Origin of the sequence: Pseudomonas sp. H1h, from assembly GCF_000633255.1 — a bacterium.
In the GTDB taxonomy this organism is placed as follows: domain Bacteria; phylum Pseudomonadota; class Gammaproteobacteria; order Pseudomonadales; family Pseudomonadaceae; genus Aquipseudomonas.
The window spans coordinates 181,013-197,985 of the sequence record NZ_AYMJ01000011.1 but is presented as its reverse complement, the minus strand read 5'-3'; the positions used below and the strand labels follow the sequence as shown (position 1 = coordinate 197,985).

General features: G+C 61.6%; 16 protein-coding genes. 14 read left to right on the top strand and 2 right to left on the bottom strand.

The features are described from left to right. The first annotated feature begins 4 nt into the window (after positions 1–4). Positions 5–898 carry a DMT family transporter gene (locus U862_RS0108790; protein WP_025110058.1) on the top strand — a complete coding sequence of 298 codons (894 nt, stop codon included), beginning with the start codon at positions 5–7 and terminating at the stop codon, positions 896–898. A 3-nt stretch (positions 899–901) separates the two neighbouring features. Here U862_RS0108790 and U862_RS0108785 read toward each other — a convergent pair whose 3' ends face one another. Then, entirely contained in the window at positions 902–1,942 is a 1,041-nt protein-coding gene (locus tag U862_RS0108785) for an FUSC family protein (protein WP_025110057.1), read from the bottom strand. A 46-nt stretch (positions 1,943–1,988) separates the two neighbouring features. Further along, positions 1,989–3,614, bottom strand: a complete 1,626-nt coding sequence (locus U862_RS0108780) for an NADP-dependent glyceraldehyde-3-phosphate dehydrogenase (protein ID WP_025110056.1) — start codon at positions 3,612–3,614, stop codon at positions 1,989–1,991. A gap of 399 nt (positions 3,615–4,013) precedes the next feature. Here U862_RS0108780 and U862_RS0108775 point away from each other — a divergent pair, with 399 nt between their 5' ends. From U862_RS0108775 to U862_RS0108715, 13 genes are all read left to right on the top strand, one after another. Then, complete coding sequence (locus tag U862_RS0108775; RefSeq protein ID WP_025110055.1) at positions 4,014–4,367, top strand: cytochrome c5 family protein; 354 nt, start codon at positions 4,014–4,016, stop codon at positions 4,365–4,367. Between the two features lie 76 nt (positions 4,368–4,443). Beyond that, positions 4,444–5,772 (top strand): D-arabinono-1,4-lactone oxidase, encoded by a 1,329-nt coding sequence (locus tag U862_RS0108770; protein ID WP_177327325.1) that lies wholly within the window; start codon positions 4,444–4,446, stop codon positions 5,770–5,772. Between the two features lie 74 nt (positions 5,773–5,846). Beyond that, entirely contained in the window at positions 5,847–7,055 is a 1,209-nt protein-coding gene (locus U862_RS0108765) for a DSD1 family PLP-dependent enzyme (protein WP_177327324.1), read from the top strand. A 167-nt stretch (positions 7,056–7,222) separates the two neighbouring features. Continuing rightward, positions 7,223–7,627 carry a hypothetical protein gene (locus U862_RS0108760; protein ID WP_025110052.1) on the top strand — a complete coding sequence of 135 codons (405 nt, stop codon included), beginning with the start codon at positions 7,223–7,225 and terminating at the stop codon, positions 7,625–7,627. 217 nt (positions 7,628–7,844) lie between these two features. After that, a complete protein-coding gene (locus U862_RS0108755; RefSeq protein ID WP_025110051.1) occupies positions 7,845–8,456 on the top strand; it encodes a transposase in 612 nt (203 codons plus the stop codon). A gap of 73 nt (positions 8,457–8,529) precedes the next feature. Continuing rightward, positions 8,530–10,128: a ShlB/FhaC/HecB family hemolysin secretion/activation protein gene (locus tag U862_RS0108750; protein ID WP_025110050.1), complete on the top strand. Its 1,599-nt coding sequence runs from the start codon at positions 8,530–8,532 to the stop codon at positions 10,126–10,128. Positions 10,129–10,140: 12 nt separating this feature from the next. Further along, a complete protein-coding gene (locus U862_RS0108745; protein ID WP_025110049.1) occupies positions 10,141–11,940 on the top strand; it encodes a DUF2341 domain-containing protein in 1,800 nt (599 codons plus the stop codon). Positions 11,941–11,951: 11 nt separating this feature from the next. Further along, positions 11,952–12,377 carry a biopolymer transporter ExbD gene (locus U862_RS0108740; protein ID WP_025110048.1) on the top strand — a complete coding sequence of 142 codons (426 nt, stop codon included), beginning with the start codon at positions 11,952–11,954 and terminating at the stop codon, positions 12,375–12,377. 3 nt (positions 12,378–12,380) lie between these two features. After that, positions 12,381–13,085 carry an energy transducer TonB gene (locus U862_RS0108735; RefSeq protein ID WP_025110047.1) on the top strand — a complete coding sequence of 235 codons (705 nt, stop codon included), beginning with the start codon at positions 12,381–12,383 and terminating at the stop codon, positions 13,083–13,085. A gap of 54 nt (positions 13,086–13,139) precedes the next feature. Continuing rightward, positions 13,140–14,837, top strand: coding sequence for a putative porin (locus tag U862_RS0108730; protein ID WP_025110046.1), 1,698 nt, complete (start codon positions 13,140–13,142; stop codon positions 14,835–14,837). 18 nt (positions 14,838–14,855) lie between these two features. Further along, positions 14,856–15,485: a hypothetical protein gene (locus tag U862_RS0108725; protein ID WP_025110045.1), complete on the top strand. Its 630-nt coding sequence runs from the start codon at positions 14,856–14,858 to the stop codon at positions 15,483–15,485. A gap of 30 nt (positions 15,486–15,515) precedes the next feature. Beyond that, positions 15,516–15,986, top strand: a complete 471-nt coding sequence (locus U862_RS0108720) for a YbjN domain-containing protein (protein ID WP_025110044.1) — start codon at positions 15,516–15,518, stop codon at positions 15,984–15,986. Continuing rightward, on the top strand, positions 15,983–16,930 hold the full coding sequence (locus U862_RS0108715) for a peptidylprolyl isomerase (RefSeq protein WP_025110043.1): 948 nt from the start codon (positions 15,983–15,985) through the stop codon (positions 16,928–16,930). The genes U862_RS0108720 and U862_RS0108715 overlap by 4 nt, the downstream gene beginning before the upstream one ends. Positions 16,931–16,973 lie beyond the last annotated feature (43 nt).

Below are 16,973 nucleotides of genomic sequence, written 5' to 3'. Positions count from 1 at the left end.
GATGATGGACAACACAATCCGGCGCGGCTCGTTCGAAATGACCGCTGCCATGCTGATTTCCGGAACCATCGGTTGGTTCGTGCTGGTGTCCGGGCAACCGGTGCTGGACGTGGTGTTCTGGCGCTGCGTATTCGGCTCCGGCACCTTGCTGCTGATCTGCGCCGCGTTCGGCTTCTTGCGTCCAGGCATCCTGACCCGTAGCACGTTCCTGTTGGCGGTGTTCAGCGGCGTTGCGATTGTCGGCAACTGGGTGTTGTTGTTCGGTTCGTATTCGCGGGCCTCGATTGCCATCGGCACGGCGGTCTACAACGTGCAGCCGTTCATGCTGGTGGGCCTGGCCGCGCTGTTCCTCGGCGAAAAAATCACTGCGCAGAAACTGTTCTGGCTGGCGATTTCCTTTCTCGGCATGTTGGCGATCGTCAGCGCCCATGGCGGGCAGGGTGAGAGCGGTGGCGACTATCTGCTGGGGATTGCGCTGGCGCTGGGGGCGGCGCTGCTCTACGCGATAGCGGCGCTGATCATCAAGCGTCTGACGGGCACGCCGCCGCATCTGATCGCGCTGATTCAGGTCTGCACCGGGGTGCTGCTGCTCGCGCCGTTCGCGCACTTCAATGGCCTGCCGCAAACCACTGGCGCGTGGGCCAGCCTGGTGACGTTGGGCATCGTCCACACCGGCCTGATGTACGTGTTGCTGTACGGCGCAATCCAGAAACTGCCGACGGCCCTGACCGGTGCGCTGTCCTTCATCTACCCGATAGCGGCGATTTTCGTCGACTGGTTCGCCTTCGGCCATCGCCTGCAGCCTCTGCAATGGCTCGGTGTGGCGGCGATTCTGCTGGCCGCCGCCGGCATGCAGCAGGGCTGGGGCCTGAAGCGTCGCCCACTGGCTACCCAGTAGCGTTCAGATATTCCAGCGCGGCGCGGTTTTTGCCAGACGCTGGCGCAGTTCACCGATGTTGGCCGCCAGTTGTCGGGTCAGCAAACGGTAACCGTCCAGCGCGCTGTAGACCGGTGTGTCGAGGCTGGCATCGGGCAGTTCAAGCGGGCGCTCCAGACGTTGCGCCGCGCCGGATTTCAAGGCACGCGCCATGCCGATCAGTTGCACCCGGATCAAGCGGTGCTCGGCCCGCAGCGCCGATTGCAGATGGGCCATGGCGTCGGGATCGTTGGCATCCGGTCGGGTGTTGCCGAGGATTTCCAGGGTGCTGACGCACATGCGCAGGTTGCGTTGAATCGCATCCAGTTCGGTCATGGAAATCTTCACTTCCTTGGACACCGAAGGCATCAGCGAACGCAGTTGCACCATGACCGAGGTCACCCGGCCCATCAGCTTCAGGTGGTCATCGGCGCTGACCGGTTGGCCGCTGATGATTCGCCCGTACAACGTGGCGCAGTCGCGCAAGGCATCGGCCAGGTTGTAGCGCCACGAATACACCGCGTACAGCGGCAGGGCGAAGGAAAACGCCAGGGCCAGGGCAATACCGATCAGGATATCGACCCCGCGCCACAAGCCGTCAGTAATCGGGTTGTCGCCATGCCCGGCGACAATGAACACGGTGATTGCCGAGAGCAGGGCGGTGTAACCGCCCTTGCCGATCGCGTGATAGGAGAAAAACCCGCACACCACCGCCATGGCAAAGTACGTCAGCCACGGCAGGCCCAGCCACGCCTGTTGCGCCACCAGCACCAGACCGACGCCGGCACCGATCAGCGTGCCGGTGGCGCGTTCGGCGGCTTTCTTGCCGATGTTGCCGTGGTGTTGCAGGCCGCCGATCACCACCAGCATGGTCACCGAGGCCCACTCGCCGTGGGGCAGGTTGATGCCGGTGGTCAGCAGGATGGTCGCCAGCAATCCCAGTGCCACCCGCACCGCATGGATCAGTCGGGCGTGCTGGTAACGGCGATACGGGTCCAGCAACGGACGCAGGATTCGCCGCAACAGCGGTGGCAGTCGGTGGGTGCTGAATGTACTCAGTGCGATGTCCTCGTCAGAAAATGTAGTCGGTGGTCAGAAAGCTTGAATCGCGGCCGCGAATAATCTCGCTGATCAGATCCTTATTGCTGTCCTGGAACTTGGTCGCCACCAGCGTGCGGATCGAAAACACCCGCAAGGCATCGTGTACCGACAACGTGCCCTCGGCGGAGTTCTTGCGCCCGTTGAACGGGTAAGTGTCCGGCCCGCGCTGGCACTGGGCGTTGAGGTTGATCCGCCCGACCTGGTTGGCGAACGTATCAACCAGTCGACCGATCGCCACCGGGTTGGTGCCGAACAGGCTCAACTGCTGACCGAAATCCGATTCCAGCACGTAATCGATCACCGTATCGAGATGACGGTACGGCACGATCGGCACCACCGGACCGAACTGCTCCTCGTTGTACACGCGCATCTGTGGCGTCACCGGGTACAGCACGGCCGGGTAGAAGAACGACTCCCGGCTCTCGCCGCCATTCGGGTTGACTACTTTTGCGCCCTTGCTCTGCGCGTCGGCCACCAGACCGTGCAGGTAATCGACCTTGCCCGATTCCGGCAGCGGCGTCAGCGACACACCACTGTCCCACGGCATGCCCGGTTTCAGCGTGGCCAGTTTGGCGTTGAATTTCTCGATAAAGCTGTCGACCACATCTTCATGCACGAAGAGGATTTTCAGTGCCGTGCAGCGCTGGCCGTTGAACGACAGCGAACCGGTCACCGCTTCATTGACCGCATTGTCCAGATCGACTTCCGGCAGCACGATCCCGGGGTTCTTCGCATCCAGGCCCAGTGCCGCGCGCAGACGGTGCGGTTTGGGGTGCAGTTTCTTCAGGTCGCTGGCGGCCTTGTTGGTGCCGATGAAGGCGAAGATGTCGATCTTGCCGCTGGCCATCAGCGCACTGACGGTCTCGCGGCCGCTGCCGTAGATCACGTTGATCACACCGGTGGGGAAGCTGTCACGGAATGCTTCGAGCAGCGGACGGATCAGTAGCACGCCAAGCTTGGCCGGTTTGAACACCACGGTGTTGCCCATGATCAGTGCCGGAATCAGCGTGGTGAAGGTTTCGTTCAACGGATAGTTGTAAGGACCCATGCACAGCGCCACGCCGAGCGGTACGCGGCGGATCTGGCCGAGGGTGTCCTGTTCCAGTTCGAATCGGCTGGAGCGGCGGTCGAGTTCTTTCAGGGCATTGATGGTGTCGACGATGTAGTCGCAGGTGCGATCGAACTCTTTTTCCGAGTCCTTGAGGTTCTTGCCAATCTCCCACATCAGCAGCTTCACCACTGCATCGCGCTGTTGGCGCATGCGCCCCAGGAAAGCTTCGACGTGCTGGATGCGTTCGGCCACGCGCATGGTCGGCCACAGGCCCTGACCACGGTCGTATGCCCGTACAGCGGCGTCGAGAGCGGTGAGGGCAGTGTCGGCGTCGAGCAGCGGCGTGCTGCCGAGGATCACCTGTTCGTCGCCATTTTCACCATGCAGATAGACCGGGCTGCGCACTTGGGCGAGCGGGCCGTCCCAGCGCCGCAGTTGGCCATCAACTAAGTATTCGCGTTGCTCGACCTGACCGTCCAGACGGTATTTTTCCGGGATGTCGCTGACAGAAGGGAACAGATTGCCAAGGATGTTTGCTGTGGTCATGTCGCTACCCCGTGTTGATGTCCGCATACCAATCAAAAAGTCTTTACAGGTTATACGCCTGAATACGCCGAAATTTAAACCCGCCAATGTCACGCGAATGTCACGCAAGGCGCAGAACAGAGCTCTAAGAGGCACGCGACATCTATCGTGGGCGTGGCGGTGTGCTCGCGAGTGCGCTGGGTCATTCAATGCAGTTGTTGACTGGAAGCCTCTTCGCGAGCAAGCCCGCTCCCACAGTGTCAATCGCGGTGAACACACGTTTTGCGTGCGCCACCGATCCAGTGTGCGAGCGGCTGGCCCACGAAGCCCCCTTCGTTGTCCTGCAATGCCCTCAACCCGCTGACGTCGCTGCCTTAAGGTGTGATCACAACAATAAGCGGCACTCACGCGAGGATTGTTATGCGGGCCATCCGACTCTCTTTATTGCTGGCACTGGCCATGGTGCTGCCCGGTTGCGGCGAGGAGCCCAAACCCCCGGCCACCCACAACACTGCCATTCCCCAGGACCCGGCGCTGGCGCAGATCTACACCAACAGCTGCCAGCTGTGCCACGCCAACCCAGCGGCCAACGCGCCGCTCACCGGTGATCGCAAAGCCTGGGCGCCACGCATTCAGCAAGGTGTCGACACGCTGCTTGACCATGCGATAAATGGCTACAACGGCATGCCGCCGATGGGCCAGTGCGTCGAGTGCACCGAAGAACAATTCCTGCAACTGATCGGCTTCATGGCCGACCAGCCCCTCCCACAATAAGAGCGCGCGCATGACCATGGATCTGACCCGGCGTCAGTTGTTGCAACGGGCAAGTATCGTCGGTGCGTTCAGTGCGCTGGCGGCCAACCCCGCACTGGGGCAGTTGATGCGCGCCCCGCGATTGATCCCCTGGCGTAACTGGTCGGGCGGGCAGAGTTGCCTGCCGGCAGCGCGGCTGGCACCGAAAAATCTCGATGAATTGACCTCGGCGATTCGCCAGGCTCAGGGCAAGATCCGTCCGGTCGGCTCGGCGCATTCTTTCAGTGCGCTGGTGCCCACCGACGGTACGCTGTTGTCGCTGAGTTATTTCACCGGCCTGCTGGATCACGACCCGAAAGCCCTGCAGGCCGAATTTGCCGCGGGCACGCCGATGTCGCGTATGGGCCTGCCGTTGAAGGACATCGGGCAGGCATTGCAGAACATGGCCGACATCGATTACCAGACCCTCGCCGGGGCGATTGCCACTTCGACCCATGGCACCGGCAAAACCTTTCAGTCGTACTCGGCGCATGTCTGCGGCATGCAGTTGGTGACGGCCAGTGGCGACGTGCTGGACTGCGACAGCCAACGCCATCCTGAGGTGTTCAATGCTGCGCGGGTGTCGCTTGGCGCATTGGGTGTGGCGACGAAAATCCGCCTGCAAAACCGTCCGGCCTATCGCCTGCGCGAACGTCAGTGGATCGCCAAGACCGAAGAATTGCTGGAAGACCTCGACAAGAACACCCGCGAGAACCAGCACTGGGAAATGCTGGTGGTCACCCATTCCGATTACGCGTTGTCCATCGCCCTCAACGAAACCAGCGACCCGGCCACGCCGCCGATTCCACCTGAAGAGGAGGGTGGTAACGAGTTCGTGACCCTGATCGAGAAGATCGACAAGTACGGCAGCGACTTCCCCGACCTGCGTCGCACGCTGCTCAACAGTCTGCGCTATCTGGCGAGTTTCGATGATCGGGTGGGCGACTCGTTCGACATCTACGCCAACGTGCGCACCGTGCGTTTCAACGAGATGGAATACTCGGTGCCTGCTGAGCACGGCCCGGCCTGCCTGCGTGAAATCCTCAAGCTGATCCAGGACAAGGACCTGCGCACCTGGTTTCCCATCGAGTACCGCTACGTCAAGGCCGACGACATTGCGCTGAGCATGTTCGAGGGGCGCGACAGCTGTTCGATCTCGGTGCACCAGCATTACCAGATGGATCATCACAACTTCTTTGCGGCGGTCGAGCCGATCTTCTGGAAGTACAACGGCCGCCCGCACTGGGGCAAGTTGCATACGCTCAACGCGCGAACCTTGCAGCCGTTGTACCCGCGCTGGCGCGAGTTCGTCGAGGTGCGTCAGGCGCTTGATCCGAGCGGAAGGTTTCTCAACGCACATCTGTCGTCGATTCTGGGGGTGAGCTGATGGCGGTCAACCGACGCAATTTTCTGCTCGGCACGCTGGGTTTCGGCGCTTTGCTGGTGGGTGTGGGGGCCTGGCTGCGACCGGGTGATCGTGGCGGGCCGTACAGCGAGTATTACCGCGCGCTGAATAAAGAACTGAAGGACAACGGCCCGATGCGTCCGGTGTTGCTGATTGATCTGGATCGCCTGGACCACAACATCGACGTGGTGATGCAGTCGGTCAGACGCGGCGGCAAGCAACTGCGGCTGGTGGAAAAATCCCTGCCATCACCGGGCCTCTTGAACTACATCGCGCAACGGGCCGGAACGCAAAAACTCATGTCCTTTCACCAGCCGTTTCTCAACCACGATGCGGTCACATTTCCCCAGTCCGACATCCTGCTCGGCAAGCCGTTGCCGGTGCGTTCGGCCGAGCTGTTCTATCAAATCCACAAAGGCCCATTCGATCCTTCCAGACAACTGCAATGGCTGCTGGACGGGCCGGAACGCTTGCAGCAATACCTCGCGTTGGCACAGGGGCTGGGCACACGGATGCGCATCAACATCGAACTGGATGTCGGCTTGCATCGTGGCGGGGTCAGTGATGTGAAGGTGTTGGGGCAGATGCTCACGCTGATCAGCGCCAATGCGCAGCATCTGCAGTTCGCCGGGTTCATGGGCTACGACCCGTTCGTGGGCATGGGTGTGCCGGGGATTCTCGGCTCGCCTGAAGAGCTGTTCGCCAAGGTGATGGTGATTTACCAGCGTTGTGTGGACTTCACCCGCCAGCAGTTTCCGGCGCTTTGGCATGACGGCCTGTGCCTGAACACCGCTGGCAGTCCGAGCTACCGCATCCACGAAAACGAGAAACTCAGCACCGAGGTTTCGGTGGGCACGGCGATGCTCAAACCGACGCACTATGATTTGCCGTCGCTGGTCGAACATGAGCCCGCGGTTTACATCGCCACGCCAGTATTGAAAAGCACCGGTGCGGTGAACATCCCGGCGCTCGACGATAAATCCAGGCTGTTCTCATGGTGGGACACCAACCAGCGCCAGACTTTCTTCATTTACGGCGGCAACTGGATGGCCGAGTTCGAATCGCCGCCCGGTTTGCAGAGCAACAGCGTCTATGGCCGCAGCTCCAATCAAGAGATGGTCAACGGCTCGAATGCCGTGGGTTTGACCGTTGAGGATCAAGTATTCCTGCGCCCGACCCAGACCGAGGCGGTGCTGCTGCAGTTCGGTGATCTGCTGGCGGTGCGCGACGGCAGAATCGTCGACACCTGGCCTGTGTACAGCTGACGGCCGAATCACAGCGCGTGTTACCGATATCAGAACCTGTCCACTGTCAGGTTTGACAGTAGACGGCGCGTTTCTGGTGCGCGCAATAATCGGCCTCATGGCGTCGTCGTTGAAGGGGAGAGCATTACCTTTAGGCGTTCTTCATAGACTCCTTTTATGGATAGGTAATGAAAATGGCGACTACCGGTAAATTTAGCTTTGAAGCCAGTGAGCTTGGGAATTTTAAGGCCAGTGAGCTCACGCTCAGCGAAGTTGGCAACCTGTTTAAAGTGGTTGCAATCCAGCGTATTGGTGCCAAGTCTGGCGGTTGGTTTTCAATGGATATCGAGAAGTTTGATGGAACAAAAACGTTCAAAGATGAGCAACTGCCCGTGATTAAATATATTTCCCGGAATGATGATTTCAATTTCAAATATACCGCTACGTCTGGTTCTCTGAAGGCCACCATTGAGGCTGGCGTGGTGGCAATCAGTGGCACATTCAACCTTGAAATGAGCGCCGACGCTGACAGTGATCCACAAGGGCCAAAAAAACTGAGCATCACCAATGGCGCGTTTGATCTGAAAAACTGATTCTCCGCGTTTCTCTGCGTCAGCTAACACCGTGGGAGCGAACAGGCTCGATCCCACGGTTTTTTTACGCCTGCAGGTTCTCCTCCAATTCATTAATGAAGCTTTCATGACAAAAGTTCGGTAGCACATAGCCAGTCCGGTCATGCCTATGTAACGCGCTTGAGGGGCCCAACAGGGCGCTTTTCACAAGCCGAGGCGGGACGCCGGGAGTGAGGCAATGGGGACTATGGAACGCTACTCGAAAGTGGGCATGCAGGAGCTTGATCAGCGCCTGTCGAAGATCGTCGAAGCGGCGCGCAAGAAGCCGGTTTCGGTGTATCGCTACGGTGCGCCGTGGGTCTGGATCGTGTCGCAGGATGATTGGCAGGGCGCCTTGAAAGAGGTCTCCAGCTACATTCCGCCGGGCCATTCGCTGGTGTTGCTGCGCCCGCAGATCGACGACATGCTCGATGCCCACCAAGGCCTTCTGCACGACCTCAATGCCGAGCCCGGCATGCTGATCCCCGCGCAAACGGTCATGCACATCCTGCTCCTGCAGCTGCTGTATTCGGTGCCCAGCGAGCAGCAACTGTATGAACAGCTCAATTACAACCTGCTGTTCCGCTGGTTCGTCGGCCTCGGCCTGAACCAGAAAGTCTGGAGCTTCAACGTCCTCAGTCGCGACATCGCCACACTGCTCAATGAGCCCCGTGCGGTGCTGCTCATTCAAAAAATCATCGGCGAAGTGTTCTGCGGAGCCTTGCTGCAAATGCCCGAGTTCTCCTTGAACTTCGCGCTGCTGCACACCTGGCTCGGCAAGCACAGCGGTGCTTCGCACGTCAGCAATTAGCCGCACCAGCCATTGACGCAACACACAAGGCGCGCAGCTGCGCCAACAGGACATCGCGAATTCAGGGGGTAGTGTGGATCAGATTTTCACGTCACGGCTGGCGCTGTGGGGCTGGCTGCTGGTGACGGCCGGCGCTCATCCGGCGTTCGCCGACGAGGCTGCCGAAAACGCCGCGCCGCAGCGCCTGGTGGACGTCAATGAATACTTCGTGCGCGGCAACACGGTGCTCGACGCCCGGGCGATTGAAGAGGCGGTGTACCCGTTTCTCGGCCCGCAAAAGGGCATGAGCGATATTGAAGGCGCCCGTGATGCGTTGCAGAAGGCCTACCAGGAGCGCGGCTACCAATCGGTGTTCGTCGAACTGCCGGAGCAAGCGGTGGCGGATGGCATCGTCTACCTGCAAGTCAGCGAAACCAAGGTTGGCCGGGTGCGTGTGGTCGGCGCCAAACACTATTCGCCGCTGGACATTCGCGACAACGTGCCGGCGCTGAAGGAAGGCCAGGTGCCGGACTTCGCCAAGGTCCAGGGCGAGCTGGCGCAACTGAACAAGACCCCGGGCCGTCAGGTCATGCCGCTGGTGCGTGAAGGTCAGCGCCCCGGCACCATGGACGTGGATTTGCAGGTCGAAGACCAGAACCCGTGGAGTGCCAGTGTCGGCCTCAACAACGACTACAGCGCCGACACCGAAAAACTGCGCGCCGTGACCAGCCTCGGCTACAACAACCTCTGGCAGCTTGGCCACAGCATCAACCTGACGTACTTCACCGCGCCGCAGGACACCGACAACGCCAAGGTCTGGTCGGGGTCCTACACCGCGCCACTGACCGATCGCTGGAGCGTGCAGTTTTCTGGTTACCAGTCCGACAGTAACGTCGCCACCATCGGCGGCAGCAACGTGTTGGGCAAGGGCCATTCCTACGGCGTGTCGGCGATCTACACGCTGCCGTCCAGCGGCAGTTGGTCGAACTCGCTGTCGGCGGGCATCGACTTCAAGAACTTCGACGAGCGCCTGACCCTGTCCGGCGAGAGCGACAAGGTGCCGCTCAAATACGCGCCGTTCACCTTCGCCTACAACGGCTTTCGCTACACCGAAAAAAGCCAGCTGGGCCTCGGCCTGAGTCTGGTGGCGGCCACGCGCAGCCTTTTTGGCTACGGCAGCTCCGACGAAGAATTCGACTACAAACGCTACCGCGCCAAGCCGAGTTTCGCCGTGCTCAAAGGCGACAGCAACTTCACCTGGACCTTCGACAACGATTGGCAGAGCGCGAGCAAAGGCGCGTTCCAGTTGGCGTCGGGGCCACTGGTTTCCAACGAACAATTCTCCGCCGGCGGCGCGACCTCGGTGCGCGGCTACCTGGCGGCTGAGCGCACCGCTGATGACGGCGTGCTGCTGAGCCAGGAGCTGCGCACACCGTCGCTCGCCAAGTACGCCGGCAACTGGATGCAGGAATGGCGTTTCTACGCCTTTGCCGAAGGCGCGCAACTGTATCTGCGCGACGAACTTCCGGACCAGGACGCCAGTTACGCCTTGGCCAGCGTCGGCCTGGGCACCCGCGCCAGCCTCAGCAAATGGCTGTCCGGCAGCCTCGACTGGGGCTATCCGCTACTCGAAGGGCCGAATACCTCGAAACAGGAATCGCGCCTGCACTTCAACCTTCAAGCCACTTTCTAAAGGAGCACGTTCATGCAGCGCCTCATTCTTTCGTTGTTGATCTGCCTGGGCTTCGTGCTCCCGGCCACGGCTCAGGCCTGGTGGCAGGACGACTGGCACTACCGCAAACAGATCGCCGTCGATACCACGCCGCAGGGCGCCGGAATCAATCAGGCGCTGGGCCGCACCGCGCTGCTGGTGCGCCTGCACACTGGCAACTTCACGTTTGATGGCGTGAAAGAAGACGGCTCGGACCTGCGCTTCGTTGCCGCCGACGACAAGACCGTGCTCAACCACCAGATCGAAAGCTTCGACGCGCTGATGGGCATGGCGCTGATCTGGGTCGACGTGCCGAATGTCGAGGGCGGCCAGCGCCAGGACATCTGGATGTACTACGGCAACCAGAAAGCGCCGGCCACCGGCAACGGCCAACTGACATTCGATCCGAATTACACCGCGCTTTATCACTTCGAGGGCGACACTGGCACCCCGGCGAAAGACACCACTGCTTACGGCAACACCGCGCAGAGCGCGACCGGCGCCGCGATTGACGGCGTAGTAGGGCGCGCCTTGCAGTTCAGCGGTCAGCCATTGCTGCTGCCGGCCAGTGCGTCGCTGCAGCACAACGCCGGCAGCGCATTCACCTTCAGTGCCTGGCTGCGACTGGATCAGGCCAATGGCGAGCAATTGATCCTGGCCCGCCGCGAAGGCACCAACAGCCTGCTGATCGGTGTGAATCAGGGCGTGCCGTTCGTGGAGATCGACGGCCAGCGCGCCGTCGCCACTCAACCGCTGAATCCTGGCCAATGGCAGCACGTCGCGGTGACCGCCGAAGGCTCGAAAGTGACGCTCTACCTCAACGGTCGTGAAGGTGCGGCTCTGGCCCAGGCCATGCCGGCGTTCAATTCGGTCATGGCCATTGGCGCCGATCTGCACGAAGGGCCTTACCAACCGTTCGTGGGCGCCATCGACGAACTGCGCCTGTCGAAAGTCGCTCGCCCGGCGCCGCTGTTGCTGGCTGACGCGAGCTCGCAAGGCGCCGAGTCGAAACTGGTGGCCTACGGCGTCGACGAAGAACAGTCCGGTTTCGGTTTCGGCAGCCTCGGTTTTCTGCTCAACGCGGTGCCGGTGGACGCCTGGGTGATTATCGCCGTGCTGGTGCTGATGATGTTCCAGTCGTGGATCATCATGCTGCGCAAGAACCGCACTCTGAGCCGCGTCACGGCGGCCAACGAAGACTTCCGCGTACAGTTCGCCAAGGTCGGCACACGCCTGGAAATGTTCGCCGACGACGCGCAACTGGCCCAGCGCCTGCAGCATTCGCCGCTGTGGCGCCTGTACTCGGTGGCGGTCAAGGAGATCCGCACCCGTCGCGAGCAGGGCGCCGATACCTCCTCGGTGTCCGCCGCAACCATCGAAGCCATCCGCTGCTCGATGGACGGTGTGCGAACCCGCGAGAACCAGGCGCTCAGCTCGAAACTCTCGACCCTGTCCAACGCCATCGCCGGCGGCCCGTACATCGGCCTGCTCGGGACCGTGCTGGGGATCATGGTGGTGTTCCTCGGCACCGCAATGGCCGGCGACGTCAACATCAACGCCATCGCCCCGGGCATGGCCGCTGCGTTGCTCGCCACCGCCATGGGCCTGTTCGTCGCGATCCCGGCGCTGTTTGGCTACAACCGCCTGATCACCCGCAACAAGGAGGTCAGCGCCGACATGCGCGTGTTCGTCGATGAATTCATCACCCGTCTGGCGGAGTTACATGGCGAGAGCCAGATCAGTGAGGCGTCGCACCCGCGCGGCCATCATGCCAACCACTCCGTACCGGCCTGAGGAGCACTGACATGGCGTCTGTAAATGCCTCCCACGACGATGACGAAGATGCAGCGGTGGACAGCATCAACATCACCCCGCTGGTCGACGTGCTGATGGTGGTGTTGGTGATGTTCATCCTTACTGCCACCGCGCAGGTTTCGGGGATTCAGATCAACCTGCCCAAGGCCAGTGCTGCGGTTTCACTGTCGGAAGCCAAGACCAAGGCGATTTCGGTCAATGACGGCGGCCAGGTGTTCCTCGATGCCTATCCGGTGACGCTCGCCGAGCTGGAAGAACGCCTGCGCATCGAGAAAGCGCAGAACCCGGACTTCCCGGTGATCGTGCGCGGCGACGCCACGGTGCAGTACCAGAAGGTCATCGAAGTGCTGGATCTGCTGCGCCGGCTCGAACTGTCCCAGGTCGGTCTGGTGACCGGCAAACCGAGTCAGGGCTGAGTCATGACCGCACAACTCCCGATCGAGCCGTTACCGGTTAAAACGCCTGCGCTGCGTTATGCGAAGTGGGGCGTGGGGCTGGTCATCGGTGCGCTCGCCGCGTGGTTCCTGTGGCAGTGGGCCAACGACATGAGCGGCATCCGCCGTGAAGCACCGAGGGTGCCGACGATCATTCCGTTGCCACCACCACCGCCGCCGCCCCCGGAGAAACCGCCGGAGCCGGAAACTCCAGTGGAAGAGAAAATCGTCGAGCCCGAGCCGACGCCCGAGCCGCAAGAGGTCAAGCCCGAAGAGCAAGCACCGCCATCGCCTGCCGACGATCTGGCCAACCCGATGCAAATGGACGGCGATGCCCAGAGCGGCAGCGACGCGTTCAACATCGGTGCGGGCAAGGGCGGTGGCATGGCCGGTGCCGGGGGCGGGCGGCTGGGCACCGGCACCTACAGCCAGTTCCTCGCGTTCACGTTTCAGAAGCTGCTGCGCGAGAACCCGGACCTGCGCAACCTCGCGTTTTCGCTGCAGGCCGATGTGTGGCTGAGCAGTGTCGGCGAGATCACCCGCGTCGAGCTGATCAAGTCCAGCGGCAACCCCGAAATCGACACCCAGGTGCTGGCGGCGCTGCGCAATGCGCCGCACCTGAGCGAACGGCCACCGGCCTCCATGACTTTGCCCGTGCGCCTGTCCCTGCAAGGGCGGCGTCCGGGTTAACCGAACCTATTTATTGCCAAGCATTCAAGCTTTGCCAAAAGGAGTTGTGTGCAGATGATTTCCAATGTGAATCGATTGTCCCTGGCGATCGGCATGGTCATCGCGACCCTGGTCGGTCAGGCCGCGGCAGCGCCCGCGCCTTCGGAGAACGCCACGATCAATCTGATCCGCTTGCTGGTCGAGCAGGGCATTTTGAAACAGGACAAGGCCGACGCGCTGATCGCCCAGGCACAGAACGAAGCCGCCCAGGCCAAACAGGCGGCAGCCTCCACAGCGGTGGCAGCAGGCCCGGTGGCCGCACCGGGCGATGTGCGCGTGCAGTACGTGCCGGCCGCCGTGCGCGATCAGATCCGCGATCAGGTCAAGGCCGAAGTCATGGCCACCGCCAAGCAGGAAAACTGGGCCGCGCCCAACACCTTCCCGGAGTGGACCTCGCGCATCAGCTTCGATGGCGACATCCGTCTGCGTGACGAATCGCGCTACTACTCGGACAGTAACAGCAACGAGATCGTCGACTTTGCCAAGCTCAACAACAACGGCCCGTACGATGTGAACCCCAACAGCAGCACCAATCTGCCGCCGTTGCTCAACACCCGCGAAGACCGCACCAATCAATTTCGCATTCGCGCACGTCTGGGCATGAAGGCCGAGATTGCGCCGCAATGGACCGCCGGCATTCGCCTTGGCACCGGCTCCGACAACAACCCGGTGTCGACCACCCAGAGCCTGGGCGGTGGTTTCGCCAAGAAAGACATCTGGCTCGATCAGGGTTACCTGAACTGGAAGCCGACGGATGAGTTGACGGTGACCGGTGGCCGCTTTGCCAACCCGTTCATGTCCACCGACATGCTGTATTCCAACGACCTCAATTTCGACGGCGTGGCAGCGATTTTCGACCACAAACTTAACCGCGACTGGGGTGTGTTCGGCACCGTCGGCGCGTTCCCGGTGGACTACACCAACGACACCAGCACCAGCAACGGCTTCGACAAGGAAGAAAGCGACAACAAGTGGCTGTACGGCGCGCAGATCGGCGCCAAGTGGGCGATCAACAGCAACAACCGTCTCAAGGGGGCCTTGGCCTACTACCGTTTCGACGACATTCAGGGCCAGCGCTCCAGCCCTTGCGCACCGTGGGCCGGCGCCCCTGGCTGCGACACCGACGGCTCGCGGGTGGCATTCATGCAGAAGGGCAACAGCGTGTTCCTGCTGCGTGACATCACGCCAAACCCGGCCAACCCTACGACCACACCGCAACCGCAATTCGTCGGTCTGGCGTCGGAGTTCAACCTGCTTGACCTGAATCTGGTGTGGGACGCCGATCTGCCGCAGGACTTCAAATTGCGTAGCCAGGGTAACTACATCCACAACCTCGGTTACGACGAAGGCGACATGCGCAAGCGCTCCGAGGGGCAGATCGTCAACAACCTCAACAGCAGCGGCGATATCGAAAGCGGCGCCAATGCGTGGATGGTGCAGTTCACCCTCGGCAACGCGCTGGACCTGAAACGACAGGGCGACTGGAATCTGTTCGCCGGCTACAAGTACATCCAGCCGGACGCCTTGCCTGACGGCTTCAACGATTCGTCGTTCCACCTCGGCGGCACCAACGCCAAGGGCTATTTCCTCGGTGGCAACTACGGTCTGGCGAAGAACGTCTATGCCACCGGCCGCTGGATGAGTACCGAGACGGTGTACGGCGCGCCGTTTGATATCGACGTCTTGCAGCTTGAGATCAACACGCGCTTCTAAGGCGCCGGGAGTACGGTCATGCACGCACGAGTTTTACTGTTGGGGCTGAGTTTCTTCGTTGCTCAAGGGGCCAGTGCCGAAGGCATGGAGGAGCGTCTGCGCACCCAGTTGCGCAGCACCACCCAGCAATTGCAGGCCCTGCAAAGCCAGCAGGCCCAGGCCAGCGCCGCGCAACTGGCGGCTCAGAACGAGGCCAAGGCCGCGCAGGCGCAGATCAAGCAATTGACCGCCGAGCTGGCCAAGGCCAAAGGCGTTGCCGAGCAGTTGGCCGACCAGCAGCAGAATCTGCACAGCCAGGCCCAGGCGCAAGTCGCGGCGAGTAACGAGCAGGTCGGCAAGTTCAAGAAGGCCTACGACGAGTTGTTGGTCATGGCCCGTGCCAAAGAGGCAGAACGGTCTAAGCTTCAGGCGCAATTGGCTGAACGTGACACACAAGTGCAGCAATGTTCAGTCAAGAATCAGCAAATGTACGGCGTCGCCAAGCAGATCCTCACCGCCTACGAAAACATCGATGTGGCCGAGGTGATGAAGATCCGCCAGCCCTTTGCGGGCAGCGCCCGGGTCAAGTTCGATGAACTGGCTCAGGGGTTCGGTGACGAGCTTTACAAGACTCAATTCGACGCGCCGCAAGCCGCGCTCGCACACTGATTTAAAAGACTGATAAACAAGGATGAAACAATGACTCAATTGATCACTCACGTATCGCCACAATCCCTGACTGAAGTCCTGCAGGCCGCCGGTTATCGCGTCAACCAGACCGAACAGAACGGTATCGTGCAATTGCTCAGCGCCAGCCAGGGCATCGGTTATGCCGTGCGTTTCGGCAACACGGCGGTGGAGCAGGGCAGCTACGTCGATTTCACCTTCAGTTGCGCGCTGCGGGTGCAAGGTGAGTTGCCACAGGGTGTGGCCGAACAGTGGAACGCCAGCCGCCGGTTTGCGCGGTTGTCGTTGCAGGGCGAGTTTCTGGTGATGGAAATGGACGTGGTGGTCGCGGCGGGCGTGAGCAACGATCACCTGCGTGGCAACCTCGAATTGTGGGATCGCCTGTTGCAGGAGTTCATCGTTTATCTGCGTGATTTCAGCCAGGCCGCGCAAACCTCGACAGCCAAAGTCGCCGTCGCCGAGCAAGAGGAAGTCGCGCTGTGAAAAAGCCTGCCATGGTGATCGGCGCCGGGGCAGTGGCGCTGTTGGTGGTAGCCGTGGCGCTGGTGCTGCGACCGGGTACAGACCCGGTCGCCGCGCAGCAATCGTCGCCTTTGGCGGCGGTTGCTGCCGGCCCGGCAGTGGCGCGGTTGGGCAATCAGCAGGTGACGCCGCAGGAATTGCAGGCGCTCCTGGCGACCGTCCCGCCAACGACTCGCGAGCAACTGCGCGGTAACCGTGAGGCGCTGGAGCGCTGGCTGCGCACGCGTCTGGCGGAGAAAGCCGTGCTCGAACAGGCCGACGCCCAGGGCTGGGCGCAGCGTCCGGACGTGGTGCGGCAAACCCGGGCGGCGACCGAGCAAATTGTCTTCCGTGATTACCTGCGCTCGGTCAGCGAAGTGCCGGCGGACTACCCGAGTGCGGCCGAGCTGCAGCAGGCCTACGACGCCGGCAAGGCTGAATGGCAAACCCCGGCGTTGTATCGGGTGAGCCAGATTTTCCTCGCCGTGAATGACTCGCAGAACCTCGAAGCAGTGCGCAAACAGGCGACGGAGCTGAGCAAAAAGGCTCAAGCCACGCCGGGGGATTTTGCTGCGCTGGCGAGCCAGTATTCGCAGGACCGGCTGACCGCCGAGCGCGGCGGCGACACCGGGTTGCAACCGTTGCAGCAGTTGGTGCCGCAGGTACGTGGCGCGGTGGCGCGGCTCAAGGTCGGCGCGGTGTCCGAGCCGCTGCAGAGCGCCGCCGGATTCCACGTGATCAAACTCACCGAACAGCAACCGGCGCGCACCGCGACCCTCGACGAATTGCGTGACCAACTGACCCAGGCCTTGCGTGCCCAGCGTCAGGAGCAGATCGCCCAGGCGTATCTGGACGGCATGCTCAACACGGCGACGCTGAGTATCGACGGGGCTGAGCTGAACAAGGTCCTGGAAGAGAAACGCTGATCGTGACTCACCGCAGGACCCGGGTGGGAGCGGGCTTGCTCGC

Coding starts and splice junctions, on each gene's coding strand:
- U862_RS0108725 (WP_025110045.1), top strand. CDS start 14,856: ATGCACGCACGAGTTTTACTGTTGGGGCTGAGTTTCTTCGTTGCTCAA.
- U862_RS0108740 (WP_025110048.1), top strand. CDS start 11,952: ATGGCGTCTGTAAATGCCTCCCACGACGATGACGAAGATGCAGCGGTG.
- U862_RS0108780 (WP_025110056.1), bottom strand. CDS start 3,614: ATGACCACAGCAAACATCCTTGGCAATCTGTTCCCTTCTGTCAGCGAC.
- U862_RS0108745 (WP_025110049.1), top strand. CDS start 10,141: ATGCAGCGCCTCATTCTTTCGTTGTTGATCTGCCTGGGCTTCGTGCTC.
- U862_RS0108760 (WP_025110052.1), top strand. CDS start 7,223: ATGAAAATGGCGACTACCGGTAAATTTAGCTTTGAAGCCAGTGAGCTT.
- U862_RS0108790 (WP_025110058.1), top strand. CDS start 5: ATGGACAACACAATCCGGCGCGGCTCGTTCGAAATGACCGCTGCCATG.
- U862_RS0108735 (WP_025110047.1), top strand. CDS start 12,381: ATGACCGCACAACTCCCGATCGAGCCGTTACCGGTTAAAACGCCTGCG.
- U862_RS0108720 (WP_025110044.1), top strand. CDS start 15,516: ATGACTCAATTGATCACTCACGTATCGCCACAATCCCTGACTGAAGTC.
- U862_RS0108775 (WP_025110055.1), top strand. CDS start 4,014: ATGCGGGCCATCCGACTCTCTTTATTGCTGGCACTGGCCATGGTGCTG.
- U862_RS0108730 (WP_025110046.1), top strand. CDS start 13,140: ATGATTTCCAATGTGAATCGATTGTCCCTGGCGATCGGCATGGTCATC.
- U862_RS0108755 (WP_025110051.1), top strand. CDS start 7,845: ATGGGGACTATGGAACGCTACTCGAAAGTGGGCATGCAGGAGCTTGAT.